Origin of the sequence: Halalkalicoccus jeotgali B3 (assembly GCF_000196895.1) — an archaeon.
Classification (GTDB): domain Archaea; phylum Halobacteriota; class Halobacteria; order Halobacteriales; family Halalkalicoccaceae; genus Halalkalicoccus; species Halalkalicoccus jeotgali.
Window position 1 is genome coordinate 2037136 of sequence record NC_014297.1, and the last position, 25883, is coordinate 2063018.

Here is a 25883-nt window from a genome sequence, read left to right on the forward strand (position 1 = left end):
ATGCGGCGACGTCGAGTGCTCTCCGCGATCGCAGGTGGTCTGGTCCTGTCTCCGCTGGCCGCGACGGACGTGACCGCGTTGCGACTGGCGGATCCACAAAGCGGCGAGACACTCGGCGTCGAACGCGTTTCGACGGGCGATCGATTCGCCATCCACTACGTCCACTCGTTCGATAAGACCCCCATCCACGAGGTCTACGAAGTGAGGGACGAGGGGATCGTCCAGATCCGCGAGGAGTTCGAGTACCACGCCATCGGCCTCGAGTACACCGAGGGCAACCAGACCCGCGAAGACGGCTTTACCGTCCTGCATATGGAGCGCGAACTCGGCTCCTTTACGATCCGGGTGGCAAAGTACACCGACCAGTCGCTCGTGATCGACGGGGAAAGTCGCCCGCTTTCGGCGTACACCGAAGAGTGGGAACCGGTCCGGTTTTCCGTCGAGCGGGTGAGCTATCTGCGCTATCTCGAATGGAGGCTACAGACGCTATGAGCACGACGACCAAATCGACGACCGACGGACTGACCGACGCCGAGGAGAAATCGGGTCGAACCCTCCGCGGGAACACGCGGATCCTCGCGCTTTCGGTGGCGGTACTCGCGGGACTGTATCACATCGCCATCGCGGGTTTTGGCACACCGGGAGCCTTCATCAACCGCTCGATCCACCTGACCGCAGTGGTGGTCCTCGCCCTGCTGTACTTCCCCGCGCGGGCCGCCGACACCGATCGCGTCCCGTGGTATGACTGGCTGTTGCTTGCGGTCGGCGTCCCGAGTACACTGTATATCGCCTACGCGGTCCGCTTCGGGACGCTCGCCCAGCGCTCGGGGTCGCCCCTGCCGCGCGATCTCGTCTTCGGCGCGATCGCGATCCTCCTCGTTCTCGAAATTACCCGCCGGGCGACCGGGCGGGCGCTGCCGATCATCGGGCTGGCCTTCCTCGCGTACGCCTACTACGGGCGGCTGATGCCCGGCCCGCTCATCCACCGGGGCTACGACATCGACCGCATCATCGCCCACTCGTATCTCACCACCGAGGGGATCTTCGGCATCCCGCTAGGGGTAAGCGCGACGTTCGTCGTCGTGTTCATCATCCTCGGGGCCTTTCTGGAGGTGACCGGCGTCGGCGACTGGTTCATCGACCTAGCGTACGGGGCGACCGGCCGCTCGACCGGCGGCCCCGCGAAGACCTCGGTGCTCGCGAGCGGCTTCATGGCCAGCCTCAACGGCAGCGCGGTCGCGAACGCGGCGACGACCGGCGCCTTCACCATCCCGCTGATGAAACGCAGCGGCTTCCAGAGCCGCTACGCCGCGGCCGTCGAGTCGGCGGCCTCCTCGGGGGGACAGATCATGCCCCCCGTGATGGGCGCCGGCGCCTTCATCATGTCCGCCTGGACGGGCATCAGCTACGTCACCATCATCGCGGCGGCGGCCATTCCAGCCCTCCTGTACTTCTTGGGCGTCGGCGCGGCGGTTCACTTCCGTGCGAAACACGAAGGGTTGGAGGGCGTTGCGGCGAGCGAACTGCCGAACCCGTGGGAGCTGCTCAAGACCGGCGCGCACTTTACGATCCCGCTGATCGCGCTCGTCTGGATGCTGGTGGCGGGCTACTCGGCGATGCTCGCGGCGTTCGTCGCCATCCTGCTGACGACCGTCGTCGCGATCCCGCTGTCGGCGGCCCGCGAGTTCGCGCGCGCCGTCCCGCGGGGCGACGCCGAGACCCTCTCGCGACTCGCCGGCGCCGCAGGGGTCACGATCGTCAACGCGCTGGATCGCGGGATGCGCATGACCATCGTCGTCGCGGCGGCGTGTGCGACCGCCGGCCTCGTCGTCGGGGTCGTCACGCTCACGGGGCTGGGGCTGAAGTTCAGTTCGCTGATCACGACCGCCTCGGGCGGCGTTCTCATCATCGCGCTGATCCTGACGATGATCACCTCGATCATCCTCGGAATGGGACTACCGACGACCGCCGCCTACGTCGTGCTGGCGGCACTTGGCGCGCCCGCACTCACCGCGCTGGGCGTCGAGTTGCTCGCCGCACACCTCTTTATTTTCTACTTCGGGATCATCAGTGCCATCACCCCGCCGATCATGCTCGCGGTGTTCACCACGAGCAGCATCGCCGAATCGGACCCGTGGAAGACCGGCTTCACGGCGGTCAACCTCGCGGCGGCCGGCTTTCTCGTTCCCTACCTGTTCGTGCTCGGGCCCGAGCTCCTGTTGATCGGCGAGACGACCGCCATCGTTGCCAGTGTTGTCACCGCCGTCATCGGCGTGATCGCCCTCTCGGCGGGCACGCAGGGGTACTTCTACGCGCCGGCCCATCTCGTCGAGCGGGTGGCGCTGGTCGCCGGCGCGGTGGCGCTGATCTATCCGGGAACCACAGCGGATCTGGTCGGACTCGCAGTCATCGCCGCCGTGTTCCTCCGTCAGTACGTCACGGTGCGCCGGAGCGGGCCGGCGGCCACGCCAGCGAACTGACTGTTCTCGATTCGACCCCGCTTTCGGACCCCGTCCACGACTCGGGGCCGCCAGTCCGGAACCGCTAAACGACTGCCTTTCGACCACTCACACAACGAATGCGACTGCCACCGATACAGGCGGCGGTTCTCGAGGCCGCGAGCGCCACCGAGGACCGCACGATAGAACGGCTCGCCGAGGAGCTCGGCGAAAAACCCGAGGCCGTCACCGGGGCGGTCTTCGCCCTCGAAGAGGAGGGACTGCTCGACGTTACCGAAGAGACCGTCGAGGCCGTCTCGCTCACCGACGAAGGGACAGAGTACGTGGAGATGGGCCTGCCCGAACGCCGCCTCTACGAGGCCGCCCTCGAACTCGACGCCGACGAGGAGTCAGTTTCGATGGGCGAGGCCATCGGCCGGTCGGGCTTGGAGGGTCCGGAAGTCGACATCGCGCTGTCGAACTACGCCCGGAAGGGCTACGGGGAGATCGACTCCGGCGAACTCTCGGCGACCGCGGGTCGAGAGGAGGACGCCGAAGCCGACGCACTGGCGTTGATCGCGGCCGAGGAGCCGATCACCGACGCGGTCCTCGACGATCTCGCCCGGCGCGACCTCGTCTCCCGGCGGGAGTCGACGGTCCGCTCGGTGACGCTGACCGACGCGGGCGTCACCGCGCTGATGGAGGGAATCGAGGAGAGCGAGACGGTCGGCCAGCTCACCCCAGAACTGCTCACCACCGGCGAGTGGGATGACGTGGAGTTCGCCGAGTACAACGTCGAGGCCGACGCCGCCGAGGTGGTGGGCGGAAAGAAACACGTCCTGCGCCAGACCGCCGACCGCGTGAAGGACGTTCTCGTGGGAATGGGTTTCGAGGAGATGGACGGCCCACACGTCGACTCGGAGTTCTGGATCAACGACGCGCTGTTCATGCCCCAGGACCACCCAGCACGAACCCACTGGGACCAGTTCGCGCTCGAAGAGCCAAGCGAAACGGCCGACCTCCCCGAGGAACTCGTCGAGCGCGTGTGCTCGGCCCACCTGGAGGGCGTCGGCCCCGACGGCGACGGCTATCACTCGCCGTGGACCGAGGAGGTCGCCCGCGGGATGGACCTCCGCGGGCACACCACCTCGCTGTCGATGCGCTATCTCTCCGGGGAGGCGGTGGGAAAACTCGAACCGCCCCAGCGGTACTTCTCGGTCGAGAAAGTCTACAGGAACGACACCCTCGACCCGACGCACCTACTGGAGTTCTTCCAGATCGAGGGCTGGGTGATGGCCGAGGACCTCTCCGTGCGCGACCTCAAGGGCACTTTCACGGAGTTCTACGAGCGCTTCGGCATCACCGACCTGCAGTTCAAGCCCCACTACAATCCCTACACCGAACCGAGCTTCGAGCTGTTCGGTCACCACCCCGAGACGGGCGAACTGATCGAGATAGGAAATTCAGGGATGTTCCGGCCCGAGGTGCTCGAACCGCTGGGTGTGGAGTGTGACGTGATGGCGTGGGGACTGGCCCTCGAACGTCTCGCGATGCTCATTACGGGTGCGGAGGACATCCGCGACCTCCATGGAACCCTCGCAGACATCGAGTTCCTCCGGAACGCGGAGGTGATCTACTGATGCCCGTCGTCGACATCGACACCGACGAACTGCGACAGCTCACGGGTACCGACAAGGACGACGACCGGCTCAAGGACGACCTGTTCGGACTCGGATTGGAGTACGAGGGCGAGACGGAGGACGGCGACCTCCAGTTCGAGTTCGCGCCCGACCGGCTGGACCGCCTCTCGGTCGAGGGGGTCGCACGCTCGCTTCGGTACCAGTACGGCGAGGAGCGGGGCACGTACGTCCCGCCGACGAACAGCCCCGACTGGACGATCGAGGTCGAGGACGTCCCCGAGGAGCGACCGTACGTCACCGGCGCGGTGATTCGGGGGGTCGACCTCGACGAGAAGGGACTGGACTCGCTGATCCAGCTCCAGGAGAAACTCCACGCGACGATGGGCCGAAAGCGCGCGAAGGGCGCGATCGGGATCCACGACCTCACCATGCTGAAGGGCAAATCGCTCTCGGAGGAGGGCGGCCCGTCGATCAAGTATCGGGGCGTCGAGCCCGACGAGCCGCGGTTCGTTCCGCTGGATTCGAACGAGGAGCTCACACCCGCCGCGGTGCTCGAAGCACACCCCACGGGCCGGGAGTACGCGGCTCTCGTCGAGGGATATGACCGATATCCGGCGATCTACGACGAACTCGGCCTCTTTTCGTTCCCGCCGGTGATCAACGGCCGGCGAACCGAGGTCACGACCGATTCCCGCGAGCTGTTCGTCGAACTCACGGGTACGGACCAGTGGACGATCGATAAGATGTGTGCGATCGTCTGCTATGCGCTGTCGGCCCGGGGCGCGACCATCGAGGAGGTCGAGGTCGAGTACCCCGACGCGACCCTCCTGCGTCCGGATTTCGAGGTTCGGAAGAAACGCGTCTCACACGATCGTATCGAGGGCATGCTCGGCATGGCGTTCGAACCCGAGACGGTCATCGACTGCTTTGAGCGTGCCGGGCTCTCGGCGACGCAAGTACTCGGTGAGGAGTCCGCCTACGATGTCGAGATCCCGCCCTATCGCGTCGACGTGCTCCATCCCGTTGACCTGATCGACGACGTGGGCCGGGCCTACGGCTTCGATGCCCTGATCCCAACCTACCCCGACGTGGGCACCGTCGGCGGGCGCCACGAACGCACCAGACTGGAAGACGCGACCCGAAACGTCCTCTGTGGGCTGGGCTTTGAGGACACGCTGAACTTCCACCTCATCAACGAGGCCGAGAACTACGACCGCCTCCGGGTCGAACCCGGCAATGAGGTCCTCGGCGCGGGCGAGGCGGCGACCATCCGCGAACCCTACAGCGAGGACTACACCATGGTCCGGACGTGGGCGCTGCCCTCGCTGCTGATCCTGCTGGAGAACAACACGCATCGTTCGTACCCGCAAGACCTCGCGGAGGTCGGCTTCGCCGCCGAGCTCGACGCCTCGACGGAGACCGGCGTCGCCGAACGCCGGACCGTCGCTGGCGTGCTCGCGCGCACGGATGCCTCCTACGAGGACGCGAAGGGGCGACTGCAGGCGATCGCCCGCGCGTTCGACGTCGATCTCGAGACGCCCCCGACGACGCATCCGACGTTCATCGACGGGCGGACCGCCACGGTGGAGATCGACGGCCACTCGGTGGGGGTCGTCGGCGAGATCCATCCCGAAGTGCTTGTCGAACACGACCTCGAACTCCCGGTCGCGGCCTTCGAGTTCCGGTTGGACGCACTGGAGTAGCGTTTCGAGCCGGCGTTTCGGCGGCCATCACTTATCACAGTGGCGTGCGAACGCCCGCCATGGACCTGATCGGTCGGACGCTCGCGCCCTCGCTCGCCTGCCACGATTGTGACACCGAGATCGATCCCGAGGGTGGGATCTACGTCGGGGCGGACGCCGACGAGGTGTGGCCGGTCTGTCCCGAGCACGCCACGGACGCGACGGGCGTCGAGGTCGAACGGCGCTCGCGGCCCGAAAACGAGAAACGGTGGGACGAGTGGTACGTCATCACCTCGGTCCCCGACGGCGGCTGAGTCGTTTTATATCTCCACCCCGTAGAGTTCGCGTGAATCAACTGGTCGACGGCGAGTGGCGCACAGACGTCTATGAGACGACGAACGACGAGGGGGCTTTCGAGCGCCAGGAGACGACCTTTCGCGACCGGATCGGCGAGGAGTTTCCCGCCGAATCGGGTCGGTATCACCTCTACGTCTCCTATGCCTGCCCGTGGGCCCACCGCACCCTGCTCGCACGGTCGTTGAAAGGGCTCGAAGAGGCGATCTCTGTCTCGGTCGTTGATCCGTTCCGGGACGCCGAGGGCTGGCAGTTCAGCCCCGAGAAGGAGGGCTGCACCGAGGACCCGGTGATGAACGCGGACTACCTCCGGGAGCTCTACGTCCGGGCGGACCCTGACGTGACCTGTCGTGTAACCGTGCCGGTGCTCTGGGACAAAGAAGAAGAGACCATCGTCAACAACGAATCCCGCGAGGTATTGCGGATGCTCGACACCGAATTCGAGGCGTACGCGACCCACGAGGTCGACCTCTTCCCGGAGGGCTACCGCGAGGAAGTCGACGAGATCATCGACGCGATCTACGAACCGATCAACAACGGCGTCTATCGGGCCGGCTTTGCGAGCTCACAGGAGGCCTACGACGAGGCCATCGACGACCTCTTTTCGGCCCTAGAGCACTGGGACTCGGTCCTTGCCGACCGGCGCTACCTCGCAGGCGATCGCCTCACCGAGGCCGACATCTGTCTGTTCACCACGCTGATCCGGTTCGATCAGGTCTATCACACGCACTTCATGTGTAACGTCATGCAGATCCAGGATTACGACCACCTCTGGCCGTACCTGCGCGATCTGTATCAGACCGCCGGCGTCGCCGAGACGGTGGAGATGGACCACATCAAGGAACACTACTACACGACCCATCCGGACGTGACCCCGTCGCGGATCGTCGCGCGCGGCCCGGATCTGGACTTCACCGCCCCTCACGACCGGGATGCATTGGCCGGAGAGTCGTCCGAGGCGCTAGTCCGGTAGCGGCGCGTTGATCTTCTCTGGATACGTTACCGTACCGCATGGATAGCGAGAGCGAGACGGAGGTGGTCATCGTCGGCGCCGGGCCGGGAGGCTGCCTGCTGGCCTATCTGCTCGCCCGGAGCGGTATCGAGACGGTCCTGATCGAGCGCCACGCCACGCTGGACCGGGAGTTTCGCGGCTACCTGTTCCAGCCGCGCGCGCTCGAAGTCTTCGAGCAACTGGGGCTTCTAGAGAGCGTCCTCGGACTGGCCCACGAACGGGTCTCGCGCCCGGAGGTGGTGGTCTACGGCCGGCCCTACCGAACCATCGATTTCGCGGCACTCGACGGTGCGTACGACTACGCGCTGTTGATGGAACAGCCGCCGCTCTTGGAGATGCTCATCGAGCGCGCCAGCGCGTTCCCGAACTTCGAGTACCACGACCGGCTGCCGGCCCGAGACCTGTTGTACGAGGGCGAGCGCGTCGTAGGCCTGCTCGCGACCAACCGCCGGACCGGCGAGGCGGTACGGATCCGCTCGCGGCTCGTCGTCGGCGCGGACGGGCGCTACTCCACGGTTCGGAGCGCAGCCGCGATCGACTCCGGCAGGCTGGACTCGAAGCTCGATCTGCTGTGGTTCAAGCTCCCGGCCGACGCCGTCGGCGAGATCGCACAGGGTCGGTACGGCGAGGCCGGCCTCCTACTCTACTTCGGGCTCGGCGGTGGTGTCGCCCAGGCCGGCTGGTTCATCCCGCGGGGGAGCTACAGCGATCTCCGCGAGGCGGGAATCGAGGCGCTTCGCGAGCGGATTGCGAGTGTCGATCCCGGCCTCGACGGGGTGTTGCCCGACGCACTCGAGGGGTTCGAGGACTGCACTCTACTGCGGATCGAACCCGGGATCAGCGAGCGGTGGGTCGAGGACGGACTCCTCCTGCTGGGCGATGCGGCCCACATCGCCTCGCCGGTCGGCGGGCAGGGCAATGCCCTGGCGCTCGCGGACGCCGTCGTCGCCCACGAAGTGATCGCCCGCACGCTCTCGCTCGATCCCGGCGACGGCCCGCTTCCCGCTTGCGCGCTCGGGCGCTACGAGACGCGCCGCCGTCCCGCCGTCGAAGAGATAGTACGAACGCAACGCCGGGTCGAACGGGCGTTGACGGCGCTGGTGCTGTACGGCGGGCGGGTCCCGAAACCGCTCCGACGGCCCCTCCTGCGAGCGCTGTTCTCGCTCGCGCCGCACACGCCCGGTTCGGGGCGAACGGCCGAACTGTTCGCCTTTGGGGCCGAGCCGGTCCGCGTGGACGACTCGTGGTTCGTCCGGCCGGAATCCGAACGCTCTTCCGGGAGACGTCTCTAGTCGGCCCATGGCAGAGGTAGGCGACCCCGCGCCGGATATCACCGCACCGCTCGCGAACGGCGACGTCGAACCGTTCGTGCTCTCCGATCAGTTGGGAGACGGCCCCGTCGTACTGGCGTTCTTCCCCGGTGCGTTCACGAGCGTCTGTACCACCGAAATGAGCACGCTACAGGGCGACCTCGACCGGCTCCAAGAGAGCGGCGCGACGCTCTATGGTGTGAGCGTCGATACGCCGTTCGCACTCAACGAGTTCCGCGAGCAGGAGGACTTGGAGTTCGGCCTGATCAGCGATACGAACAAGGCGGTTATCGAGGACTACGGCGTGGAGATGGACTTTGCGGACCTGGGCTATCACGGCGTCGCAAAGCGTGCGGTGTTCGTCCTCGACGAGGACGGCGAGATCACCTACGCGTGGGTCAGCGACGACCCCGGCGCGGAACCGGACTACGACGAACTGGTCGAAGCCGCGAGCGACGCCGCGTAAACGGGGGTTTTTCTACCTCGCGGACGGATCGAGGGTATGGCTGAGACGACCGGTAACAGACGCTACGATCCCGACGCCGAGCACGCCTTTCCCGACGGTCGGGTCAACGCGGTGCTCTCGTCTATCGAAGACGACGAGGAGATCCAGGCGTACCTCGAAGCCCAGAACGTCAATCCGGTCACCCGAATGCGCTACAACGACCACGGCGAGAAGCACATCGAGATCGTGCTGAACCGCGCGCTGTGTCTCTACGATCTGCTCAAGCGCGGCGGTGTCGAGTTCAACGGAGCCCGCGAGCAGGGCCTCGAAGAGGACGACGAAGCGGTGATCCTCGCCCTGGCCGCGAAGCTCCACGACATCGGCCACGTCGTCCACCGCTCGGACCACGCCTACTACTCGATCCCGCTCGCGGCGGATATCCTCGACCGGATCCTGCCGGAGTTCTACGATGTCGGCGGGCAGGTCCGGGTGAAAGGCGAGGTGCTGCACGCGATCCTCTGTCATCACACCGAGGAGACCCCCCTCACGCGGGAGGCGGGCGTCATCCGGATCTGTGACGGGCTGGACATGGAACGCGGGCGCTCGCGAAACCCCTACGAACGGGGCGGTCGGGGGATCAACACCGTCTCCAGTCAGGCGATCCAGCGCGTCTCCCTCCAGAAGGGCGAGGACGTCCCGGTCCACGTCGAGATCGAGATGACCGACGCGGCGGGCGTCTATCAGGTCGACAGCCTGCTGAAGGCCAAACTCGACGACTCGGGACTCGAGGACTTCGTTCGGATCGTCGCGCTCAACACCCGCAGTGAGAACGAACTCGTCAAGCGGATCGAGCTGTAAACGGGCGATGAGACGGCCCACCCGCTCGCAGTCGGTGGGGCGGCCATGAGCGACTGGCTCCTGCTGGTCGGCGTGCTCGTCGCGGCGTTCGTCGGCTACAACGTCGGCGGGGCGACGACCGGTCCGGCCTTCGGCCCAGCGGTCGGGGCGGGGGCGATCTCGAAGGTCGGGGCGGCGGCGCTGATGACGGTGTTTTTCTTCGGCGGCGGCTGGACCCTCGGCCGGGAGGTCGTCGACACGCTCGGTGGCGAGATCGTCCCGAGCGCGCTGTTTACCCTCGAAGTCTCCATCGCCGTCCTCTTTTTCGTCGGCGGGGCGCTGTTCGTCGGGAACGTCTTCGGCGTGCCCGCCTCGACCTCGATGAGCGCCGTCGGCTCGATCGCGGGCCTGGGCATCGCGACCGGCCGAATCGACTGGGCGACGATGGGCGTGATCGTCACGTGGTGGCTCGTCGCGCCCGTGATCGCGTTCTGGATCAGCGGGGTCATCGGTCGGTATTTCTACCCGTCGCTCGACCGATGGGTCGCGATCCCCCGAAACGACCGCTCGACGTTCGTTCTCGACCGAACCGGTCGGGTGCCCCGTCCCAGGGCGGGCGAGGCCGTGGCCCGCCGGGAGGTCTTCGGTACGCTCGGATTGATCGCGATCGGCTGTTACATGGCGTTCAGTTCGGGTGCGAGCAACGTCGCAAACGCGGTCGCCCCGCTGGTGGGAAGCGGCGAGCTGGCGATGAGCCCCGCGATCGCGCTGGCGGCCGGGGCGACCGGGCTGGGGGCGTTTACGATCGCCAGACGCACCCTCGAAACGCTCGGCAACGACATCACCGACCTCCCGCTGACCGCCGCGATCGTCGTCGCGGTCGTCAGCGCGACCATCATCACCCTCCTGTCGGCGGCCGGGATCCCCGCGAGTTTCGTCGTGGTCGCGACGATGAGCATCATCGGCCTCGGATGGGGTCGGGCGACCCGGACGGTGCCGGCCGAGGACCCCCTCCTCGAGGACGACGCGCTCGCGGGGGCCGACGGGAGCGATTCGGAGGCAATCCCTCGAGCCACGGACCTGTTCGACCCGCAGACGACCGCGCGGGTCATCCTCCTCCAGAACGTCGTCCCCACCCTCGCGACCCTCGGGGCGTACCTCACCTTCCGGTTCGTGCCGCTTTTCGGCCTCTAAATCAGTCCCGCCAGCGCCTGACCCGGTCGCTGTCGTCGACCCGGACGTGGGTCTTATCGGTTTTCCTGATCCACGCGAGAAACGACTGGAGGCGCTCGGCCCCGCGCAGTGCCTCGACCGTGTCGTACTCCTGTTTCAGTTCGTGGTGGGTGAACGTCGCGTGGACCTGTTTGTGACAGGGCTGACACAGCCGTGCCGTCGGGCTCTCCGTACGGTTTTTCGGGATCAGGTGATGGGTCGTGGTCTCGACGGCCCGACCACAGAGTTCACAGCCCATACTGGATCGAGGGACCGGGGAACCGAAAGCGTGTCCACTTTTCACCCGGGGAGTTCTGCTTGGAGTATGCAGATCCTCGTCCCGATCGACGGCTCGGGTAGCAGTTTCGACGCGCTCCGCTTTGGCGTCGAGTTCGCTCGCGGGTTCGACGCCGACCTCGCCGTGGTCCACTTCGCCGCCGAGCGAACCGAGGCGACTGACGACCTCTTCGAGCGCGCTCGTGGGGAGATCCGGGACGGTGGTCTCGAGGCCGACCCCGAACTGATCGAGACCGACGTCGTCACCGAGTCGGGCGCAGCCCGGAAGGTCGGAGAACGGATCGTCTCGCTCGCCCGAGAGCGGGGCTACGACCACGTCGTGATGGGGCGGGCCACCAGCGGCCGACTCGAACGGTTCGTCGTCGGCAGCGCCTCGGAGGCGGTCGTCGAGGAGAGCGACCTGCCGGTGACGCTCATCCCGTAGGTTGCGCACTCCGGGCGTACGTTTTTGCAAGTGAGCGCCGAACCGCGCCCATGACCGACATCGGCGGACATCGACGGGCACTCCTGTTGTGGGGCGGGGTCTTCGGGTTCGGGCTGGGCGCGGTGCTGGACGTAGTGATCTTCCACCAGATCCTCCAGACCCACCACCTGCTCTCGAGCGTCTACGACCCGTTGAGCTACGACGGGCTGCGAACGAACGTCATGTTCGACGGGCTGTTCTCGCTGTCGATGCTCCTGATCGCGGGCCTGGGGGCGACGATGCTCTGGCGGACGGTCAATCGCGCCAGAGAGCCCCTGTCCGGGCTCGTCGTCGTGGGGGCGGGCCTCGTCGGAGCCGGCGTGTTCAACGTCTTCGACGGCGTCGTCGACCACTACCTGCTGGGGATCCACGACGTGGTCCACGGAACCGAAGCGTGGAACCCACCGTGGGTGCTCGTCAGCCTGTTGATGCTCGGTGCCGGCCTGCTCGCGCTGCGAGTCGCCGACCGGCGCGACGGTCCCCGGGACGCTACCGAGGAAGTCGCAGACTGAACTCGCCCCGGTCGAAAAACGCCGTCTCGTAGCCCTCGTGGCGCGCCAGTTGCGGTGGCGTCTCGATCGCTATCGTCACTCGCTCACCCTCGGCGAGTTCGACGGGCGCACCGTAGTGGTGACCGATTCCGGGGGCGAACGACTCCGAGAGGGCGACGGAGTCGCCCGTGTTCTCGCCCTCGGTCCGCGCCGACAGCGACGCCGCTGCCAGCGGAAACCCGTTGTGCGGCGTCCGCGGCGAAGCGATCAGGTACTCCCCGTCGAGCGCCACGGCGACCCGACAGTCGCCGGCGCGTCCGGTTCCAAGCGGGGTGGGAAGCGCCTCGATCGGCGGTGCGGTCGGAGCCGCCGAGCCCTCGCCGCCCATCGGTTCGACGGCCCCGGGATCGCCCCGGCGCGTTTCGTCGATGACCGTCCTCTCGAGGGCCTCGATGGCTGCCGGATCGTACTCGAACTCGACGTCGTGGACCGCGGGTTCGAACCGGGTTGAGGGGTCGCGGTGGCGAACCCCGGCGGGGAGGACCCGGACGCTCGCTGCGTAAGTTCCCGGACCGGGCAGGGTGACGTTGTCGCCGTGGTGTGGTCCCATCCGCTGGGAGAGCATCGGCCAGAGCGTTCGATCGAGCCGGTCGCCCTCGCGGGGGATCGAGACCCGGACCTCCGCGGGCAGGTACCGCCCCGAGCCCGACTCGCGGACCGTCGCCATCAGGTGAACGGAGTCGGACTCGCGCATCGCGACCTGATTCGTCTCGGTGCCGGTGACCGTCCAAAAGCCGTGGGGACGACTCGCGGAAAGCGAGAGGTCGTACCCGCCGGCGCTCGCACCCGCGAGCGGGACCATCCCGTGGACCTCCGGGGGGACGTAGACCGCCTCGGGTCGGTCGACGACGAGGTCGCGCCAGGCCGACTGGGAGCCGAGCGTATCGAGACAGCCCGCAAGCGAGGCTCCGCCGAGGAACGCCAACCCGGAGCGGAGCGCGGCGCGACGCTGCATGGGTACGATCTAGCCGAGGTTGAGCGAGTCGAGATCGAAGCGGTCCTTCGCGCGGTCCAACAGCGCGTCGATCCGGTCCTGGAACTCCTCGACCGAGCGCTCGACGTAGTAGACCTTTTCTTTGGGAATCCGCCGGACGACGTCGTTGCCCGCCCCGTCCTCGCCGGCTTTGACCTGCCAGTGGTCCTGGAAGTAGACGACGTACTCGTTTTCGACCGTGAGGTGATCGACCTCGCCGTTGGGCGTCTCGAAGACGATCGTCGCGGTACCCAGTTCCGGATCGGGAACGTCCAGTTCGTCCATACCGATAGGAGACACGGCGGCGGGAAAACGATGGGGCATGATGCTCCCGGCGACGGGCGAGAGCGGTAGACGCGTGGCTGTCCGCTCGAGCGCGTTTTCGGAAAGAGGGGATCAGTTGATGTGGCCTTCGCGCCGGAGCTGATCGGCGTCCTGGCTGTCGTAGCGCCACTCGATGTCTGCCTTCTCGTCCTGCCAGTCCCACGGCTCGATCAGCACGACGTCCCCCTCGTTGATCCAGGTGCGAAAGCGCATCCGACCGGGGATCCGGCCCATGCGCTCTTTGCCGTCGTTGCACTGGAGTCTGACGCGCCCGCCACCGAGCATGTCGGTGACGACGGCGAACATCTCGTCGTCGTTGGGCATCCGAAGGTTCCGGCGCCCGCTTTCGTCGCTCACAGGCGTCGTACGAGCGGGGGACGGTTAAATCGTGTGTTCCGGGCCGTCGGGTCCGCCCGGGACTCGCTCCTCGCGAGGAATTCGTATCACTCGATAGGACTCTCGATCACACCCGAGATGTACCAAGATTCAATACCCGAGGTTGTCTGGGAGAACTATGGTTGGAATCTGGGGAGCGATAGGTATGCAAGCGGGAGGGGGCGAGCGAATCGAGGCGCTGACGGCCGATCTGTGCTGGAACGACCGGGAAGCGACCGAGGAGGTCACGAAGGAGGATCTGACGGTCGCGATCGCGGCCCACCCCTCCGAGCCGCCGCCGGTCCGGACCGGGACCGACGTGACGGTCTGGCTGTGGGGATCGGTCTGGGGGTTCGACGGCCCGGCGGGCTACTCGGTTCTCGACGGCCCGGCGGCGGTCGAATGTGCAAGACTCTACGAGGAACACGGTCCCGAGTTCGTCGGCGGCCTCAACGGGAGTTTCGTCGGCGTCGTCCACGATCGCTCCGAGGGGACCGTCTCGCTGTTCACCGACCGACTGGGAAGCCGGGCGGTTCACTACTACCGAACCGACGAGGGGGTCGTCTTCTCGACGAACGTCCAGTCGCTGGCGTTGCATCCGGCCGTCGAGACGGGGTTCGACGTCGAGTACCTCGCGGAGTACTTCTCGCTCCAGCGGACGTTCGGCGTGAAGACGCCGCTCGAAGGCGTCGAACGCCTCCCACCGGGCTCGATCACGACCGTCTCGACCGACGGGACGACGATGGAGACCGAACGCTACTGGAGCCCCGACTACGACCCGGGAGACGTCTCCCGGGAGTCCGTCTCTCGCCGGCTCGCGGAGACGCTCGTGCGGGCGGTCGAGGAGCGAACCGATCCCGACACGGAGTACGGATTGCTTCTCAGCGGGGGCAGCGACTCACGGTTGACGCTTGCGGCGTTGCGGGCCGCGGACAGGGACGTGCAGTGTTACCACCTCGCGGACTGGGTCAATCCGGAGGCAAGAACCGCAAAGCGGGTCGCCGAGGCCGCGGACGCCCCGATCACGCTGTTGCGACGCGACCGGGACTACCAGGCCCGAGCCTCGAAAAGGACGCCCCGCGCCGGGAACTTCGTCGGCTACTTCAACCAGATCCACGCCGCCGGGTTCGAAGGGCGCCTGCGCGAGGACGTCGAGTTCCTCTTTACAGGTCACTACGGCGATATGCTGTTCAAGGGTAACCACGTCCCGACGCCGCGGATCGACGTCGGCGGTTTCGGCTCGTTTCCCGTCCCGCTCGAGGAGCGAGCCGAAAGCGTCGAGGAGTACGTTTCCGGGCGCGTCTCGGAGGCCCCGGCGTACGTCCGGGGAGCGCTCTCTCGGGGGATCGAGGAAGTCTATGCCGCGAACGTCTCCCGGGAGGAAGAGGGGATCGTCGATCACGGAGTCACCTACGGTTCGCTTCGCGAGGCGACCGTCTGTAGCCGGTTCCCGCTAACCAACGGGACTTCGCAGTTCTTCTACCACGGCACCCTCCAGACGATGCCCTCGGGGACGCTCTTTCTGGACAACCGCCTGATCGACCTGTTCCTCTCGACGCCCGTCTCCGACCTCCTCCGGGGCAACCTCATCGGGCGAGCCATCGAGCACCTCGATCCCGACCTCGCGAAAATTCCCCACGGAAGCACGAACGTCCCGGTGTCCGCCCCGTTCGCGCTTCAGCACGCCGGCCGGGTCCTCACGGCGTTCCGGCGCCGTCACTTCTCCGGACCGTTCGAGGAGCCCCATTGGACGGCCGGCCCGTGGACGGACCACGCCGAACTCATCCGCACTCACGGGTTCGTCCGGGAGACGATCGACGAACACGAGGACCTCATTCGGTCGCTGCCGTTTTTGAGCTGGGAGGGCGTCAACGAGTGTTATCGGGCTCACCTCGACGGCGAGGACAACCTCGCGGCGCTGTATACGCTCGTGACGTTCCTGAGAATGCCACTCACTCGACGACTCACGGGAGAGGAGCGACCCGCCACACCGACGGCGTAGAGCCCGCCAATCGGCGCTTCCGGTGGTGTAAGGAACGAAAAATGCGCCGGCCGGGATTTGAACCCGGGCCATGAGCTTGGAAGGCTCAGGTCCTGCCACTAGACCACCGGCGCGAACTCGCTTCGCTCGTTCGCGCCGAGAATCGCAGTTCCTTCGGAACTGCTCACCACCGGCGCGTCGTCCGCACCGTATTCGGCGCGAACTGACGAACGCAGCGTATCTCCCACTACCTGCGCCCCGGTTAAGGGCCTTACTGTTCTCGTTTCACCGTCGCATAGCAGTTCCCGCTGGAGACCTCGAACGACTCCACTGCGAGCGCGCTGTCTTCGACCTCCGCGCGGAACTCCTCGGGCGCGTAGATGTGATAGAACCGGGGCACCGTCTCGCCGCCCGGCAGCGTCCAGTCGACGGTGGTATCGAACCCCGCCTCGGCGTCGAACTTCCCGTGGGCGGTGCTCCAGGCGCTGACCAGCGCCCGGCCGCCCGGCGCGAGTACGCGTGCGAGTTCGTCGAGACTCCCGACCCGCGTCTCGCGGTCGGGCAGGTGGTGGATCGTCGCGACGTACACGGCTAGGTCCACCCGCTCCGAGCGGACCGGCAGGGCCGCTGCGTCGCCCTGCAGCAGGTCGACCCCGAACCCCCGATCTCGGGCGCGCGTTCGAGCCTCGAAGAGGAGCCCGCGGCTCGCGTCCACCCCGAGGACCCGATCCGTGCGGGCGGCGAGCAACTGGGCGTGGCGGCCGTTCGCACAGCCCACGTCGAGCCCCAGCGTCCCCTGTCGACCTTCGAGAAACGCCTCGACCTCGGGCCACGGGTGCTCGCGGGTGTCCGCGAAGTGGGAGGCGATCCGGTCGTAGGTCTCGCGGACCCGCCGCGATTCGTCCATGGTCGGGGCTCGGCGACGAGCGGGTAAACCCCTGCGGTCGCGGGGCGGATCGCACACTCGATAGGGGAGTTGGGAACTGCCATCCGTCGGTGAGGTGGGCGTTACGTTCATGGCCTCGCAGTTCGTACCGTTCGGTGAACTGATGAGGCGCGATTACTTCACGCTCGATGTTCGCGGGATCGACTGGGTCGAGGAGGGGGGCGCGCCGACCACACCGACGGTCGTCATCGATTTCGAGGGCCCAGCCGACGAACTCGAAGCGCGCCTGAGTGCGTCCGACGACGAACTCCTCTCGGCCGCCCAGACCGACGTCGCACTCAGACTCCAGGGGGCGGTCGACGACGCGGGAACGACGGGCGTGGTGAGCGTTACGAACCGGCTCACGGGCGATTTCGTCCTCGAACTCAACGAGGAGGCCGGCGACGTCCTGCGGTTCATCCGCGCCGCACGGGCCTACGGCAAGGAGGCCGACTCCGAGGAACGCTACCGGGTCATCATCCGGATCGACGGCGAGGAACTCGTCACCTACGAGAAGTCGACGTTTCTGGTCTACGACCGGGAGGGACACTTACTTCGCCAACACAGCCTGATCCCCAGCGGCGTCGAGCTCTAACGTCTCGACCCATCCTCTCTCTGCCCGTCCGATTCGAGAGCCGACAGTATATATGATCGGGGGCGAAACCGCCAGTATATGATCCGTTTCGGAACCGCGGGCATCCGGGGACCGACTCGCGAGGAGGTGACGCCGGCGACCTGTCTGACCGTCGGGCAGGCCGTCGGCGAGGGGGGCATGACGGTCGTCCTCGGGCGCGACGGGCGCGAGACCGGCCCCGCGCTGGCCGACGCGATGGCTGCCGGCCTCCAGAGCGCCGGCGCGGACGTGATCCGGCTCGGGGTCGTCCCCACCCCGACGGTGGCGTTCGCCTCGCAGGGCCGCCACGGCGTGATGCTCACCGCCTCGCACAACCCGCCCGCGGACAACGGGATCAAGCTCTTCGCCGACGGGGTCGAGTACGACCGCGGGGCCGAACGCCGGATCGAGGACACCACGGACGACGGAACCCGCCCGGCGAACTGGGACGCGTGGGGCGAGTCGATCGCTCGGGACGTCCGCGAGCGCTACCGGACGGCGGTCGTCGAGTACACACGCGAGTTCGCGGGGGACGCTGACGGACTGCGGGTCGCCGTCGACTGTGGCAACGGGATGGCGGGTCTCGCGACCCCGCAGGTCCTCTCGACGCTTGGGGCGCAGGTCACGACGCTCAACGCCAACGTCGACGGCCACTTCCCCGGCCGCGGCAGCAAGCCGACCCCGGAGACGCTGGCGGACCTGCGGGCGTTCGTCGAGGAGGGATCCCACGATCTGGGGATCGGCCACGACGGGGACGCCGACCGGATCGTGATCGTCGACTCCGCGGGGACGGTGGTCCACGAGGACACGATACTGGCGATCCTCGCCGAGCGCTACACGCGCACGGGCGACGTCGCCGACCCGGTCGTCGTGACGACGCCGAACGCCTCCGCGCGGATCGACGAGCGCGTCGAGGCCGCGGGCGGACGGGTCGAACGCGTCCGACTGGGCGCGCTCCACGAGGGGATCGCCCGCGTCCGGGAGGCGGGCGGCGACGTCGTCTTCGCCGCCGAGCCGTGGAAACACATCCACCCCGAGTTCGGCGGGTGGATCGACGGGGTAACGAGCGCGGCGGTCCTCGCCGGACTGGTCGCCGAGGCCGGCGGGATTGACTCGTTGCGCGAACCGGTCACCGAACGACCCTACCGGAAGGTCGCCGTCGAGTGCCCCGACCGGCGAAAGGAGCCGGCGATGGACCGCCTCGAAACGGCGCTTCCCGAGGCGTTCCCGGAGGCCGCCGTCGATACGGCCTACGGCGTGCGCCTCGAGTGGCCCGACGGCTCGTGGCTCCTCGTCCGGCCCAGCGGGACCGAACCCTACGTCAGGCTGTACGCCGAAAGCGAGGACGTCGAGGCGCTGGTCGCCGACGCGAGCGCGGTCATTGAGTCGGCGACGCGTAGTCCTTTATAACTCGGCCGTTCGTACTTCGACCATGAAGACGGAGGACCTCGTTCAGGCGGCCAGAGAGGCACACGCCCACGCCCACGTCCCCTACTCGGAGTATCGGGTGGGGGCGGCCATCGAGACCGTCGACGGCACCGTTTTTACCGGTTGTAACATCGAGAACGCGAACTACTCCAACAGCCTCCACGCCGAGGAGGTCGCCGTCTCGCAGGCGATCGCCACGGGCCACCGGGAGTTCTCGCGACTGGCCGTGAGTTCCGATCGCCGGGACGGGGTCACACCCTGCGGGATGTGCAGACAGACCCTCGCGGAGTTCTGCGAGGAGGCCTTTCCCATCGTCTGCGATCGCGGCGACGACTGGACGGAGTACACTCTTGGGGAACTCCTGCCGGATACGATCACCCAGCACCACCTCGAGTGAGCGCCGAACGAACCAGATGCGAGCGAGGAACGGACCCGAGGTGGGACTGCTGCGGTCGAATGACGCGGTTATTTGCGCCGCGGGCGTCAAGCCGTGGCCCATGCCAGCCGACGACAGCGAGGACCCCAACGCGGACGTACAGTACCACATCGAGGTCGGCCCCGAGGACGTCGCCCCCTCGGTACTGCTCCCGGGCAACCCCGAGCGCGTCGAAAGGATAACCGGGTTCTGGGACGATGCCGAGGAGAAGGGGAGCCACCGGGAGTACCGCACCGTCACGGGGCGTTACGACGAGACCCCCATCTCGGTGACCTCGACGGGGATCGGCGGGCCCTCGGCGGCCATCGCCGTCGAGGAACTCGCACGTGTCGGTGCGGACACCTTCATCCGAGTCGGGTCCTGTGGTGCGATCCAGGAGGGGATGGCCGTCGGCGATCTGGTGATCACCACGGGCGCAGTGCGTCAGGAAGGCACCAGCGACGAGTACGTCCGCGAGGACTACCCCGCGAGCGCGGATTACGAGGTCGTCTGTGCGCTGGTCGCGGCCGCAGAACGCCTCGGCTACGACTACCACACCGGGATCACGATGAGCGCCGATTCCTTCTATGCGGGGCAAGGACGGCCCGGGTTCGAGGGCTTCGAGGCGGCGGGAAGTACGGCGTTGGTCGAGGAGCTCCGGGACGCGAACGTCAAGAACATCGAGATGGAAGCCAGCGCCATCCTCACGATCGCGAACGTCTACGGGCTGCGCGCGGGTGCGATCTGTTCGGTCTACGCCAACCGAGTCACCGGCGAGTTCCGTACGGAAGGCGAGGGGCGGGCGAGCGAAACGGCCTCGCTCGCGGTGAAGCTACTCGCGCGCATGGACGGGGTGAAAGCGGAGGCCGGCGCGGAGCGGTGGCACGCGGGACTCAGTCTAGAATGAGGGGCGAGTGGAGTCCACGGCGCATCCGCCGAGATAGCGGTGCGTGTCTCAGAGGAACTTCCAGGCGCGCTGTGCACGCTTGACCGAGGAGACGTCCTTGATCCAGCGGGCGGCGACGGCCTTTTTGAGGGTTTCGGCGCCGATCCAGCCGAAGGTGTTGATCGGCATCGCCTGGACGTTGTGTGCGACCGCGCGGTCGCCGATCGAGATGAGCGTCCCCTTGTCCTCGTAGGTCCAAGTCTTCAGCGGGCGGCCCTCGCTCGCGCGGGCGATGTTCTCGCCGACGAGTTCGGCGGCCTGCCAGGCGGCCTGTGCGGTCGGCGGTGCGGGGCTCTCGCCCTGGTCGACGATCGCGGAATCGCCGATGGCGAAGACCCGCTCGTCGTCGGTCTGGAAGGTCGATTCGGCGACGATGCGGTTGTGTTCCTTCTCGACGTTGGCGTTTTCGAGCGCCGTGCGGCCGGTGATACCGCCGGTCCAGACGAAGACGTTGTAATTGAGGGGCTCGCCCTCGTCGAACTGGATCGCCTCCTCGTCGGCCTCGGTGATCGGGTCGTCGGTGAGGATCTCGATATCCGCATCGAGTAGCCGTTTCTTGACCGCGCCCTGGAGTTCGGGGTCCTGACCGGGCATGATCTCGGGTAGCGCCTCGATCAGCGAGATCTCGATGGGCGCGTTGTGCTTATCGCGGAACTCCGCGACCTCGCCAGCGGCCTGGATTCCCGAGAGGCCTGCGCCGCCGATGGCGATCCGTGCGGGTTCCTCGCGGGTGGCCTCCCGGGCGGCGGTTTTCACGTCGTCGTGGATCGCCAATGCGTCGTCGAGGTTCTTCAGCGTCAGGGAGTGCTCCTCGAGCCCGGGAATACCGTAGTAGGCGGTGTCGGAACCGAGCGCGACGAGCACGTAGTCGTAGTCGATCTCGGTACCGTCCGCGAGCGAGACGACCCGCTCGTCGGTGTCGAGGTCGGTGACGGCACCCTCGATAAAGCGCGTGGCGGGCGATTTGATCTCCTCGACCGGGATCGAGATGTGATCACGAACGGAGGGATCGCGGATCACGCGGTGGGACTCGTGGAGTACGAGGTGATAATCGGTATCGGAGATCCACGTGATCTGCGCGTCGCTCAGCTCGTTTTCGAGTTCGGGGATGGCTCCCGCACCGGCGTAACCGGCCCCGAGTACGACGACCTGCTCTGTCATATCTGCTCGTGCGTGAGCGACTGATACAAAGCTGTTGAAAGCCGAACCGGGGTGGGAGACTGTGACAGGCTAGTGACCCGAGTCGTCCGCGGGCGCGCGCATGTCGTCGATGCGGAGGATGAGGATGTTGTTCGTGTCGTCCTTCCCGTCGACGGTCCCCTCGATGAGCAGGCGCGACAGCGGCGTCGGACCGACCGTGACCGAATCGCCCTCGTGATACTCACGTACCGATCCCTGGATGTGGATCTCCGCGCGACAGAGTTCGGGGTGGTGAACGCTCGAGAGGTCGATCTCCTCGATGTTGACACCCTCGACGCGTTCCCCGTTGTGTGCCAGTGGGACGGCCGCGGGCTCGTCCATCTGTTGGACGCCGAGCGCCTCGTAGGCGGTCGCGGTCGGTTTGTACCCTCCCTTCGGACCGGGAACGCCCTCGACCAGCTGCAGGGCCTTCAGGCTCTGCATCTGGTTGCGGATAGTACCGGGGTTTCGATCCACTTCCTCGGCGATGTCCTCGCCCTTGACCGCGTCTTCGGCCTCGCGGTGGAGGTTGATCAACGCGGTGAGGATGGTTTTCTGACTCGGCGTGAGTTCGATCGATGACATAGCTGGTCTTCGGTATAGATTCGCTTAAATGCGACGAATACCGTATCGTACCCGTTCGGATCGGTACCCGCGGGTAGTATCCTTCGATGATCGCTCCGATAGGGTGAGAAAAAATCCGCAGGTTTAATCCCGATATTCCCGATTGGGCGACCATGAACGAACGGGTCAGAGTCATCGGTGCGCCCCTCGATTACGGTGCCGACCGCCGGGGCGTGGATATGGGACCGTCGGCCATAAGATACGCGGGACTCGCCGGGGAGCTCGCCGCGAGCGGCCGGACCGCCGTCGACCGGGGCGATCTGAGCGTCCCCCGGGCCGAGGAACGCGATCCGGACGCCGAGACGCCCGTACGCGGGTCGGCGAAGTTCCTCCGCGAGGTCCGGGACGTCTGCGAGCGGCTCTCGGAAGCCGTCGAGGACACCCTCGCGGCGGGGGAGTTCCCGCTCGTGTTGGGGGGCGATCACTCGATCGCGATCGGCTCCATACAGGGGTCGAGCCGGAACGCAGACGTCGGTGTGATCTGGTTCGACGCCCACGGCGATTTCAACACGCCCGAGACGTCCCCCAGCGGCAACGTTCACGGGATGCCGATGGCCGCCGCGCTCGGCCACGGTTCCTTTGCCGGCACTGACTGGGCCAACGCCCCCGGGGTCGATCCCGAGAACGTCGTGCTCGTCGGGCTTCGAAGTCTCGACGAGAAAGAACGCCTCGCGATCCGCGAGAGCCCCGTGACCGCCTACACGATGTCCGACATCGACGAGCGCGGCATCACGGCCGTCACCGAGGAGGCACTCGAGGTCGCGGGCAGCGCCGCCGACGGGATCCACGTCAGCCTCGATATGGACTGGCTCGATCCCAAGGAAGCGCCCGGCGTCGGCACGCCCGTCCGCGGTGGCGTGACCTACCGGGAGGCCCACGCCGCCCTCGAGATCGTCGCCAACCGCAAAGTGCTTCGCTCGCTCGAGGTCGTCGAGGTCAACCCGATCCTCGATTCGGGCAACGAAACGGCAAGTCTGGCGGTCGAACTCGCCGCGAGCGCACTGGGAAAACGCATTCTGTAGGGCGGAAACACCATCACAGCCCCGCCATGAGGAGGCACTCACCAGCCGACCGAGAGACGGAGCGCCGCCAGTCCGAACCGGCACATATCCGTCGTTTTTCACGACTTCGCTTATAGTTGCCGGGCGACCGCGGAATCGAGTTTCGAAACGAAATACTTAGGCTCCCGACCGGAGCATGCGATGGCATGACCGACTGGATCGGAGAGACGTTCACTAGTACGGCGGGATGGGACCACCTCGAGGCTATCGTCGACCTCGAAGACCGGATGGCGGGCACCGAGGGCGAACGCCGCGGCGCGGAACTGACATGTGAGACGCTCGCCGAGGCCGGCGCGCGAAACGTCCGCCTAGAGGAGTTCCCGATCCAGGGCTGGGTCCGTGGTGCGAGCGAGATCCGCGCCGGAGAGACAGTCCAGGACTGCATCGCCCTCCCACGAAGCCCGAGCGAGGCGGCGACGGGCGAACTGGTCGATCTGGGCTACGGGCTACCGGAGGATTTCGAGGCGGCGGACATCGAGGGAAAGGTGGTGATGGTCCGCAGTGACGTGCCCGAGTACTTCGATCGCTACATCCACCGCCGCGAGAAGTACTACTACGCGGTCGCGAACGGGGCGAGCGCGTTCGTCTACCGTAACCACGTCGAGGGCTGTTTGCCCCCCACCGGAAGCGTCGGCACCCCGGAAGAACCCATCGGCGACATCCCCGCGGTCGGCGCGAGCAGCGAGGTCGGCGCGCGCCTCGCTCGACGCTTCGACGGTCGGGAAGTAACGGTCGACGTCGAGGCCGAGATCGGCGACGCGACCAGCCAAAACGTCCACGCAGAGATGGGACCTGACACAGAGGATGCCGTCTTGGTGACGGGCCACATCGACGCACACGACATCGCCGAGGGCGCAAGCGACAACGGCGCGGGCACGGCGATGGTGATCGAGATCGCAAACGCCCTGGCCGAGCGCGAGGACGAACTCGACACGCGGGTGGCGTTCGTCGTCTACGGCGCCGAAGAGGTGGGGCTAGTCGGTTCCGAACACCACGCCGCGAATGCCGATCGCGAGTCGATCAGAGCGATCGTCAACAGCGACGGGGTCGTCCGCGGGCGAACCCTCGAGTTCTACACTCACGGATTTCCCGAACTCGACGTGGCCGCAGAACGCGTCGCCGACCGGTTCGACCACCCCGTGAAGACGGTTCCGCGAATGGGACCTCACAGCGACCACTGGCCGTTCGTCCAGTGGGGCGTGCCCGGCTATCACGTCATGAGCGACACGGGCGAGCTGGGTCGCGGATGGGGCCACACGTTCGCCGACACGCTCGATAAGGTCGACGTTCGGAACCTGCGCGAACAGGCGGTCGTGCTGACGGAACTCGTCGTCGATCTCGCGCGCGAGGGGACGACCGTCGAGCATCGGACGCCCGGGGACATCGCCGCGGCGCTCGAAGACGAGGACCAGGCGGCGGGCATGAAAGTCATCGGCGACTGGCCATACGACGAGTAACCCCGCAGGCTTTTGGCCCCCCGAGCGTAGCCGGTAGTATGTGCGAGCGATCCCGGGTGAGTCGGCGGTGACGGTTCTCGTCGTCGGTGCGTCCTCGACAGCGATCGAGGCGATCGAGGCCGCGGGTCACACCGTCCGAACGGGAGTGCCGGCGGATCTCGATGCCGAATCCGGGGACGGCGATCCCGATCCCGATTTCGAGGCCGTCGTCGCCATCGGCGAGAGCGCGTTGCTCGCGGTCGCCCGCCGCCGCCCGAGTATTCCCGTCCTTCCGGTCGACGTCCCGATCGGTCCCGACGGCGCCGACCGCCGGGCGATCGGTGCTGCGCTTGCGGGAGAGGCGCCCGAACACGCGAGTCCGGTGCTGTCGGTTTCCGTCGACGGGGAGACCATCGAGCGCGCGGTCATGGACGTAACCCTCGTCACGACCGAACCGGCCCGTATTTCCGAGTACGCCGTCCACCGCACCAATGGACGTGTCGCGGCGTTCCGGGCCGACGGCGTGGTGGTCGCGACGCCCGCAGGAAGTCACGGCTACGCCGCCGCCGCGGGCGGACCGACGTTCGTCCCGGGAACCGAGGCGTTCAGTATCGTGCCGATCGCGCCGTTCCACACCCAATCGAGCCAGTGGGTCGTCGATACGGGCCCGCTTTCGCTGTCGGTGCTGCGCGACGAGGGCGAGGTGTCGTTGCTCGTCGATGACACCGACCGCGGTGTCGTCGACCCCAACCAGCGGGTCCGACTGGAAGTCGACGACTACGTGCGGACGCTCCGTCCGTAGAGGCGAGAATTGGAAACACTCTAATGGACGAACGACAGTTATCCGGATATGCAACCCCTGCAGTTCGGCGCGATCCACGGGACGCTCGAAGTGGTGATCCCGTTCGTCGTCTTCGCGCTCGCGCTCGTCAACCTCGTCACCAGACACCTCGCGCACCGCTCGCACGTCTCACAGGCCGACGAACACGGCGCTGACGGGATCGAGCGCACCTCGTTTCACACCCTCTCGACGCTCGCGCTCGTGTTGGCGACGTTCGCCTACGTCATGGTGGACCTCCACTACGGCGTCGCGCTCGCGGCGTTCGCGCTGACGGCGTTCGTCGCCGACTTCTTCGAGTTCGAGGCCCGGCTGGTCGAAGCCCGAACCGACCGACCGCTCGAAGCGCCCAAGGCGGCCATCGGCGCGTCGCTGTTCATCGTCGCCTACGCCGGCTACATCGTTCTCGTCGAACTGTTCGGGGCGTTCTGGAGCCCCATCATCTGAGAATACCCTTCCGGGCGTTCTTGCGGACGGGTTTCGCTGACGAGTCCGAGTCTCGCGTGGGGCCGACGGCCCGGTCG

General features: G+C 66.9%; 29 protein-coding genes and 1 tRNA gene. 21 read left to right on the forward strand and 9 right to left on the reverse strand.

What is annotated here, in order from left to right; all coding sequences use genetic code 11:
• The 10 genes from HACJB3_RS10605 to HACJB3_RS10650 all read left to right on the forward strand — a co-directional run bounded on the left by HACJB3_RS10605 (position 1) and on the right by HACJB3_RS10650 (position 10912).
• Positions 1 to 492 (forward strand): DUF1850 domain-containing protein, encoded by a 492-nt coding sequence (locus tag HACJB3_RS10605; protein WP_008416885.1) that lies wholly within the window; start codon positions 1 to 3, stop codon positions 490 to 492.
• Complete coding sequence (locus HACJB3_RS10610; protein ID WP_008416883.1) at positions 489 to 2480, forward strand: TRAP transporter permease; 1992 nt, start codon at positions 489 to 491, stop codon at positions 2478 to 2480. Before HACJB3_RS10605 ends, HACJB3_RS10610 begins: the two co-directional genes overlap by 4 nt.
• 98 nt (positions 2481 to 2578) lie before the next feature.
• On the forward strand, positions 2579 to 4078 hold the full coding sequence (pheS, locus tag HACJB3_RS10615) for a phenylalanine--tRNA ligase subunit alpha (RefSeq protein WP_008416882.1): 1500 nt from the start codon (positions 2579 to 2581) through the stop codon (positions 4076 to 4078).
• Positions 4078 to 5781, forward strand: coding sequence for a phenylalanine--tRNA ligase subunit beta (gene pheT, locus HACJB3_RS10620; protein WP_013199496.1), 1704 nt, complete (start codon positions 4078 to 4080; stop codon positions 5779 to 5781). Before pheS ends, pheT begins: the two co-directional genes overlap by 1 nt.
• A 44-nt stretch (positions 5782 to 5825) precedes the next feature.
• Positions 5826 to 6074 carry a hypothetical protein gene (locus HACJB3_RS10625; protein WP_238532759.1) on the forward strand — a complete coding sequence of 83 codons (249 nt, stop codon included), beginning with the start codon at positions 5826 to 5828 and terminating at the stop codon, positions 6072 to 6074.
• Positions 6075 to 6106: 32 nt separating this feature from the next.
• A complete protein-coding gene (locus HACJB3_RS10630; protein WP_008416875.1) occupies positions 6107 to 7087 on the forward strand; it encodes a glutathione S-transferase family protein in 981 nt (326 codons plus the stop codon).
• 38 nt (positions 7088 to 7125) lie between these two features.
• Complete coding sequence (locus HACJB3_RS10635; protein ID WP_008416873.1) at positions 7126 to 8418, forward strand: FAD-dependent monooxygenase; 1293 nt, start codon at positions 7126 to 7128, stop codon at positions 8416 to 8418.
• Positions 8419 to 8425: 7 nt separating this feature from the next.
• Entirely contained in the window at positions 8426 to 8902 is a 477-nt protein-coding gene (locus HACJB3_RS10640) for a redoxin domain-containing protein (RefSeq protein ID WP_008416872.1), read from the forward strand.
• Positions 8903 to 8938: 36 nt separating this feature from the next.
• Positions 8939 to 9739 (forward strand): HD domain-containing protein, encoded by an 801-nt coding sequence (locus tag HACJB3_RS10645; RefSeq protein WP_008416871.1) that lies wholly within the window; start codon positions 8939 to 8941, stop codon positions 9737 to 9739.
• A 45-nt stretch (positions 9740 to 9784) separates the two neighbouring features.
• Positions 9785 to 10912 (forward strand): inorganic phosphate transporter, encoded by a 1128-nt coding sequence (locus tag HACJB3_RS10650; protein WP_008416870.1) that lies wholly within the window; start codon positions 9785 to 9787, stop codon positions 10910 to 10912.
• Position 10913: 1 nt separating this feature from the next.
• Here the strand turns inward: HACJB3_RS10650 and HACJB3_RS10655 are convergent, their stop codons facing one another.
• A complete protein-coding gene (locus HACJB3_RS10655; RefSeq protein WP_008416868.1) occupies positions 10914 to 11189 on the reverse strand; it encodes a hypothetical protein in 276 nt (91 codons plus the stop codon).
• Positions 11190 to 11255: 66 nt separating this feature from the next.
• Between HACJB3_RS10655 and HACJB3_RS10660 the strand changes: the two genes are divergently transcribed.
• Both HACJB3_RS10660 and HACJB3_RS10665 read left to right on the forward strand, forming a co-directional pair.
• The gene (locus HACJB3_RS10660; RefSeq protein ID WP_008416866.1) at positions 11256 to 11651 is read left to right on the forward strand and encodes a universal stress protein; all 396 of its coding nucleotides are present in this window, start codon (positions 11256 to 11258) and stop codon (positions 11649 to 11651) included.
• 50 nt (positions 11652 to 11701) lie between these two features.
• Complete coding sequence (locus HACJB3_RS10665; protein WP_008416862.1) at positions 11702 to 12202, forward strand: DUF2243 domain-containing protein; 501 nt, start codon at positions 11702 to 11704, stop codon at positions 12200 to 12202.
• On the opposite strand, the gene HACJB3_RS10670 is transcribed toward HACJB3_RS10665, so the two are convergent.
• The 3 genes from HACJB3_RS10670 to eif1A all read right to left on the reverse strand — a co-directional run bounded on the left by HACJB3_RS10670 (position 12180) and on the right by eif1A (position 13895).
• On the reverse strand, positions 12180 to 13196 hold the full coding sequence (locus tag HACJB3_RS10670; RefSeq protein WP_008416860.1) for an iron transporter: 1017 nt from the start codon (positions 13194 to 13196) through the stop codon (positions 12180 to 12182). The genes HACJB3_RS10665 and HACJB3_RS10670 overlap by 23 nt on opposite strands.
• 9 nt (positions 13197 to 13205) lie before the next feature.
• A complete protein-coding gene (locus HACJB3_RS10675) occupies positions 13206 to 13499 on the reverse strand; it encodes a hypothetical protein (RefSeq protein WP_008416859.1) in 294 nt (97 codons plus the stop codon).
• Between the two features lie 111 nt (positions 13500 to 13610).
• Entirely contained in the window at positions 13611 to 13895 is a 285-nt protein-coding gene (gene eif1A / locus HACJB3_RS10680; protein ID WP_008416858.1) for a translation initiation factor eIF-1A, read from the reverse strand.
• A 184-nt stretch (positions 13896 to 14079) separates the two neighbouring features.
• Between eif1A and HACJB3_RS10685 the strand changes: the two genes are divergently transcribed.
• Complete coding sequence (locus HACJB3_RS10685) at positions 14080 to 15915, forward strand: asparagine synthase-related protein (RefSeq protein ID WP_008416857.1); 1836 nt, start codon at positions 14080 to 14082, stop codon at positions 15913 to 15915.
• A 42-nt stretch (positions 15916 to 15957) separates the two neighbouring features.
• Here HACJB3_RS10685 and HACJB3_RS10690 read toward each other — a convergent pair.
• The 3 genes from HACJB3_RS10690 to HACJB3_RS10695 form a co-directional block, all read right to left on the reverse strand.
• Positions 15958 to 16028 (reverse strand) — tRNA-Gly (locus HACJB3_RS10690).
• Positions 16014 to 16142: a hypothetical protein gene (locus tag HACJB3_RS21065; protein WP_274378060.1), complete on the reverse strand. Its 129-nt coding sequence runs from the start codon at positions 16140 to 16142 to the stop codon at positions 16014 to 16016. The genes HACJB3_RS10690 and HACJB3_RS21065 overlap by 15 nt, the downstream gene beginning before the upstream one ends.
• Before the next feature lie 23 nt (positions 16143 to 16165).
• Positions 16166 to 16801, reverse strand: coding sequence for a class I SAM-dependent methyltransferase (locus HACJB3_RS10695; RefSeq protein ID WP_008416856.1), 636 nt, complete (start codon positions 16799 to 16801; stop codon positions 16166 to 16168).
• Between the two features lie 142 nt (positions 16802 to 16943).
• Here HACJB3_RS10695 and HACJB3_RS10700 point away from each other — a divergent pair, with 142 nt between their 5' ends.
• The 4 genes from HACJB3_RS10700 to HACJB3_RS10715 all read left to right on the forward strand — a co-directional run bounded on the left by HACJB3_RS10700 (position 16944) and on the right by HACJB3_RS10715 (position 20182).
• Positions 16944 to 17414: a DUF5793 family protein gene (locus HACJB3_RS10700; protein WP_049934577.1), complete on the forward strand. Its 471-nt coding sequence runs from the start codon at positions 16944 to 16946 to the stop codon at positions 17412 to 17414.
• 78 nt (positions 17415 to 17492) lie between these two features.
• On the forward strand, positions 17493 to 18842 hold the full coding sequence (locus tag HACJB3_RS10705) for a phosphopentomutase/phosphoglucosamine mutase (RefSeq protein WP_008416854.1): 1350 nt from the start codon (positions 17493 to 17495) through the stop codon (positions 18840 to 18842).
• Between the two features lie 22 nt (positions 18843 to 18864).
• Positions 18865 to 19257: a cytidine deaminase gene (gene cdd / locus HACJB3_RS10710; RefSeq protein ID WP_008416853.1), complete on the forward strand. Its 393-nt coding sequence runs from the start codon at positions 18865 to 18867 to the stop codon at positions 19255 to 19257.
• Between the two features lie 100 nt (positions 19258 to 19357).
• Positions 19358 to 20182 (forward strand): nucleoside phosphorylase, encoded by an 825-nt coding sequence (locus HACJB3_RS10715; RefSeq protein ID WP_008416852.1) that lies wholly within the window; start codon positions 19358 to 19360, stop codon positions 20180 to 20182.
• Positions 20183 to 20230: 48 nt separating this feature from the next.
• On the opposite strand, the gene HACJB3_RS10720 is transcribed toward HACJB3_RS10715, so the two are convergent.
• Both HACJB3_RS10720 and HACJB3_RS10725 read right to left on the reverse strand, forming a co-directional pair.
• Positions 20231 to 21382, reverse strand: coding sequence for an NAD(P)/FAD-dependent oxidoreductase (locus tag HACJB3_RS10720; protein WP_008416851.1), 1152 nt, complete (start codon positions 21380 to 21382; stop codon positions 20231 to 20233).
• A gap of 69 nt (positions 21383 to 21451) precedes the next feature.
• On the reverse strand, positions 21452 to 21985 hold the full coding sequence (locus tag HACJB3_RS10725; RefSeq protein ID WP_008416850.1) for an Rrf2 family transcriptional regulator: 534 nt from the start codon (positions 21983 to 21985) through the stop codon (positions 21452 to 21454).
• A 152-nt stretch (positions 21986 to 22137) separates the two neighbouring features.
• On the opposite strand from HACJB3_RS10725, the gene rocF reads away from it, so the two are divergent.
• The 4 genes from rocF (at position 22138) to HACJB3_RS10745 (ending at position 25806) form a co-directional block, all read left to right on the forward strand.
• Positions 22138 to 23046 (forward strand): arginase, encoded by a 909-nt coding sequence (gene rocF, locus HACJB3_RS10730; protein ID WP_008416849.1) that lies wholly within the window; start codon positions 22138 to 22140, stop codon positions 23044 to 23046.
• Between the two features lie 185 nt (positions 23047 to 23231).
• Complete coding sequence (locus HACJB3_RS10735) at positions 23232 to 24542, forward strand: M28 family peptidase (RefSeq protein WP_008416848.1); 1311 nt, start codon at positions 23232 to 23234, stop codon at positions 24540 to 24542.
• 40 nt (positions 24543 to 24582) lie between these two features.
• Positions 24583 to 25323: an NAD(+)/NADH kinase gene (locus HACJB3_RS10740; protein ID WP_008416847.1), complete on the forward strand. Its 741-nt coding sequence runs from the start codon at positions 24583 to 24585 to the stop codon at positions 25321 to 25323.
• Between the two features lie 48 nt (positions 25324 to 25371).
• Positions 25372 to 25806 (forward strand): DUF7313 family protein, encoded by a 435-nt coding sequence (locus tag HACJB3_RS10745; RefSeq protein ID WP_008416846.1) that lies wholly within the window; start codon positions 25372 to 25374, stop codon positions 25804 to 25806.
• The last annotated feature ends 77 nt before the right edge of the window (positions 25807 to 25883 follow it).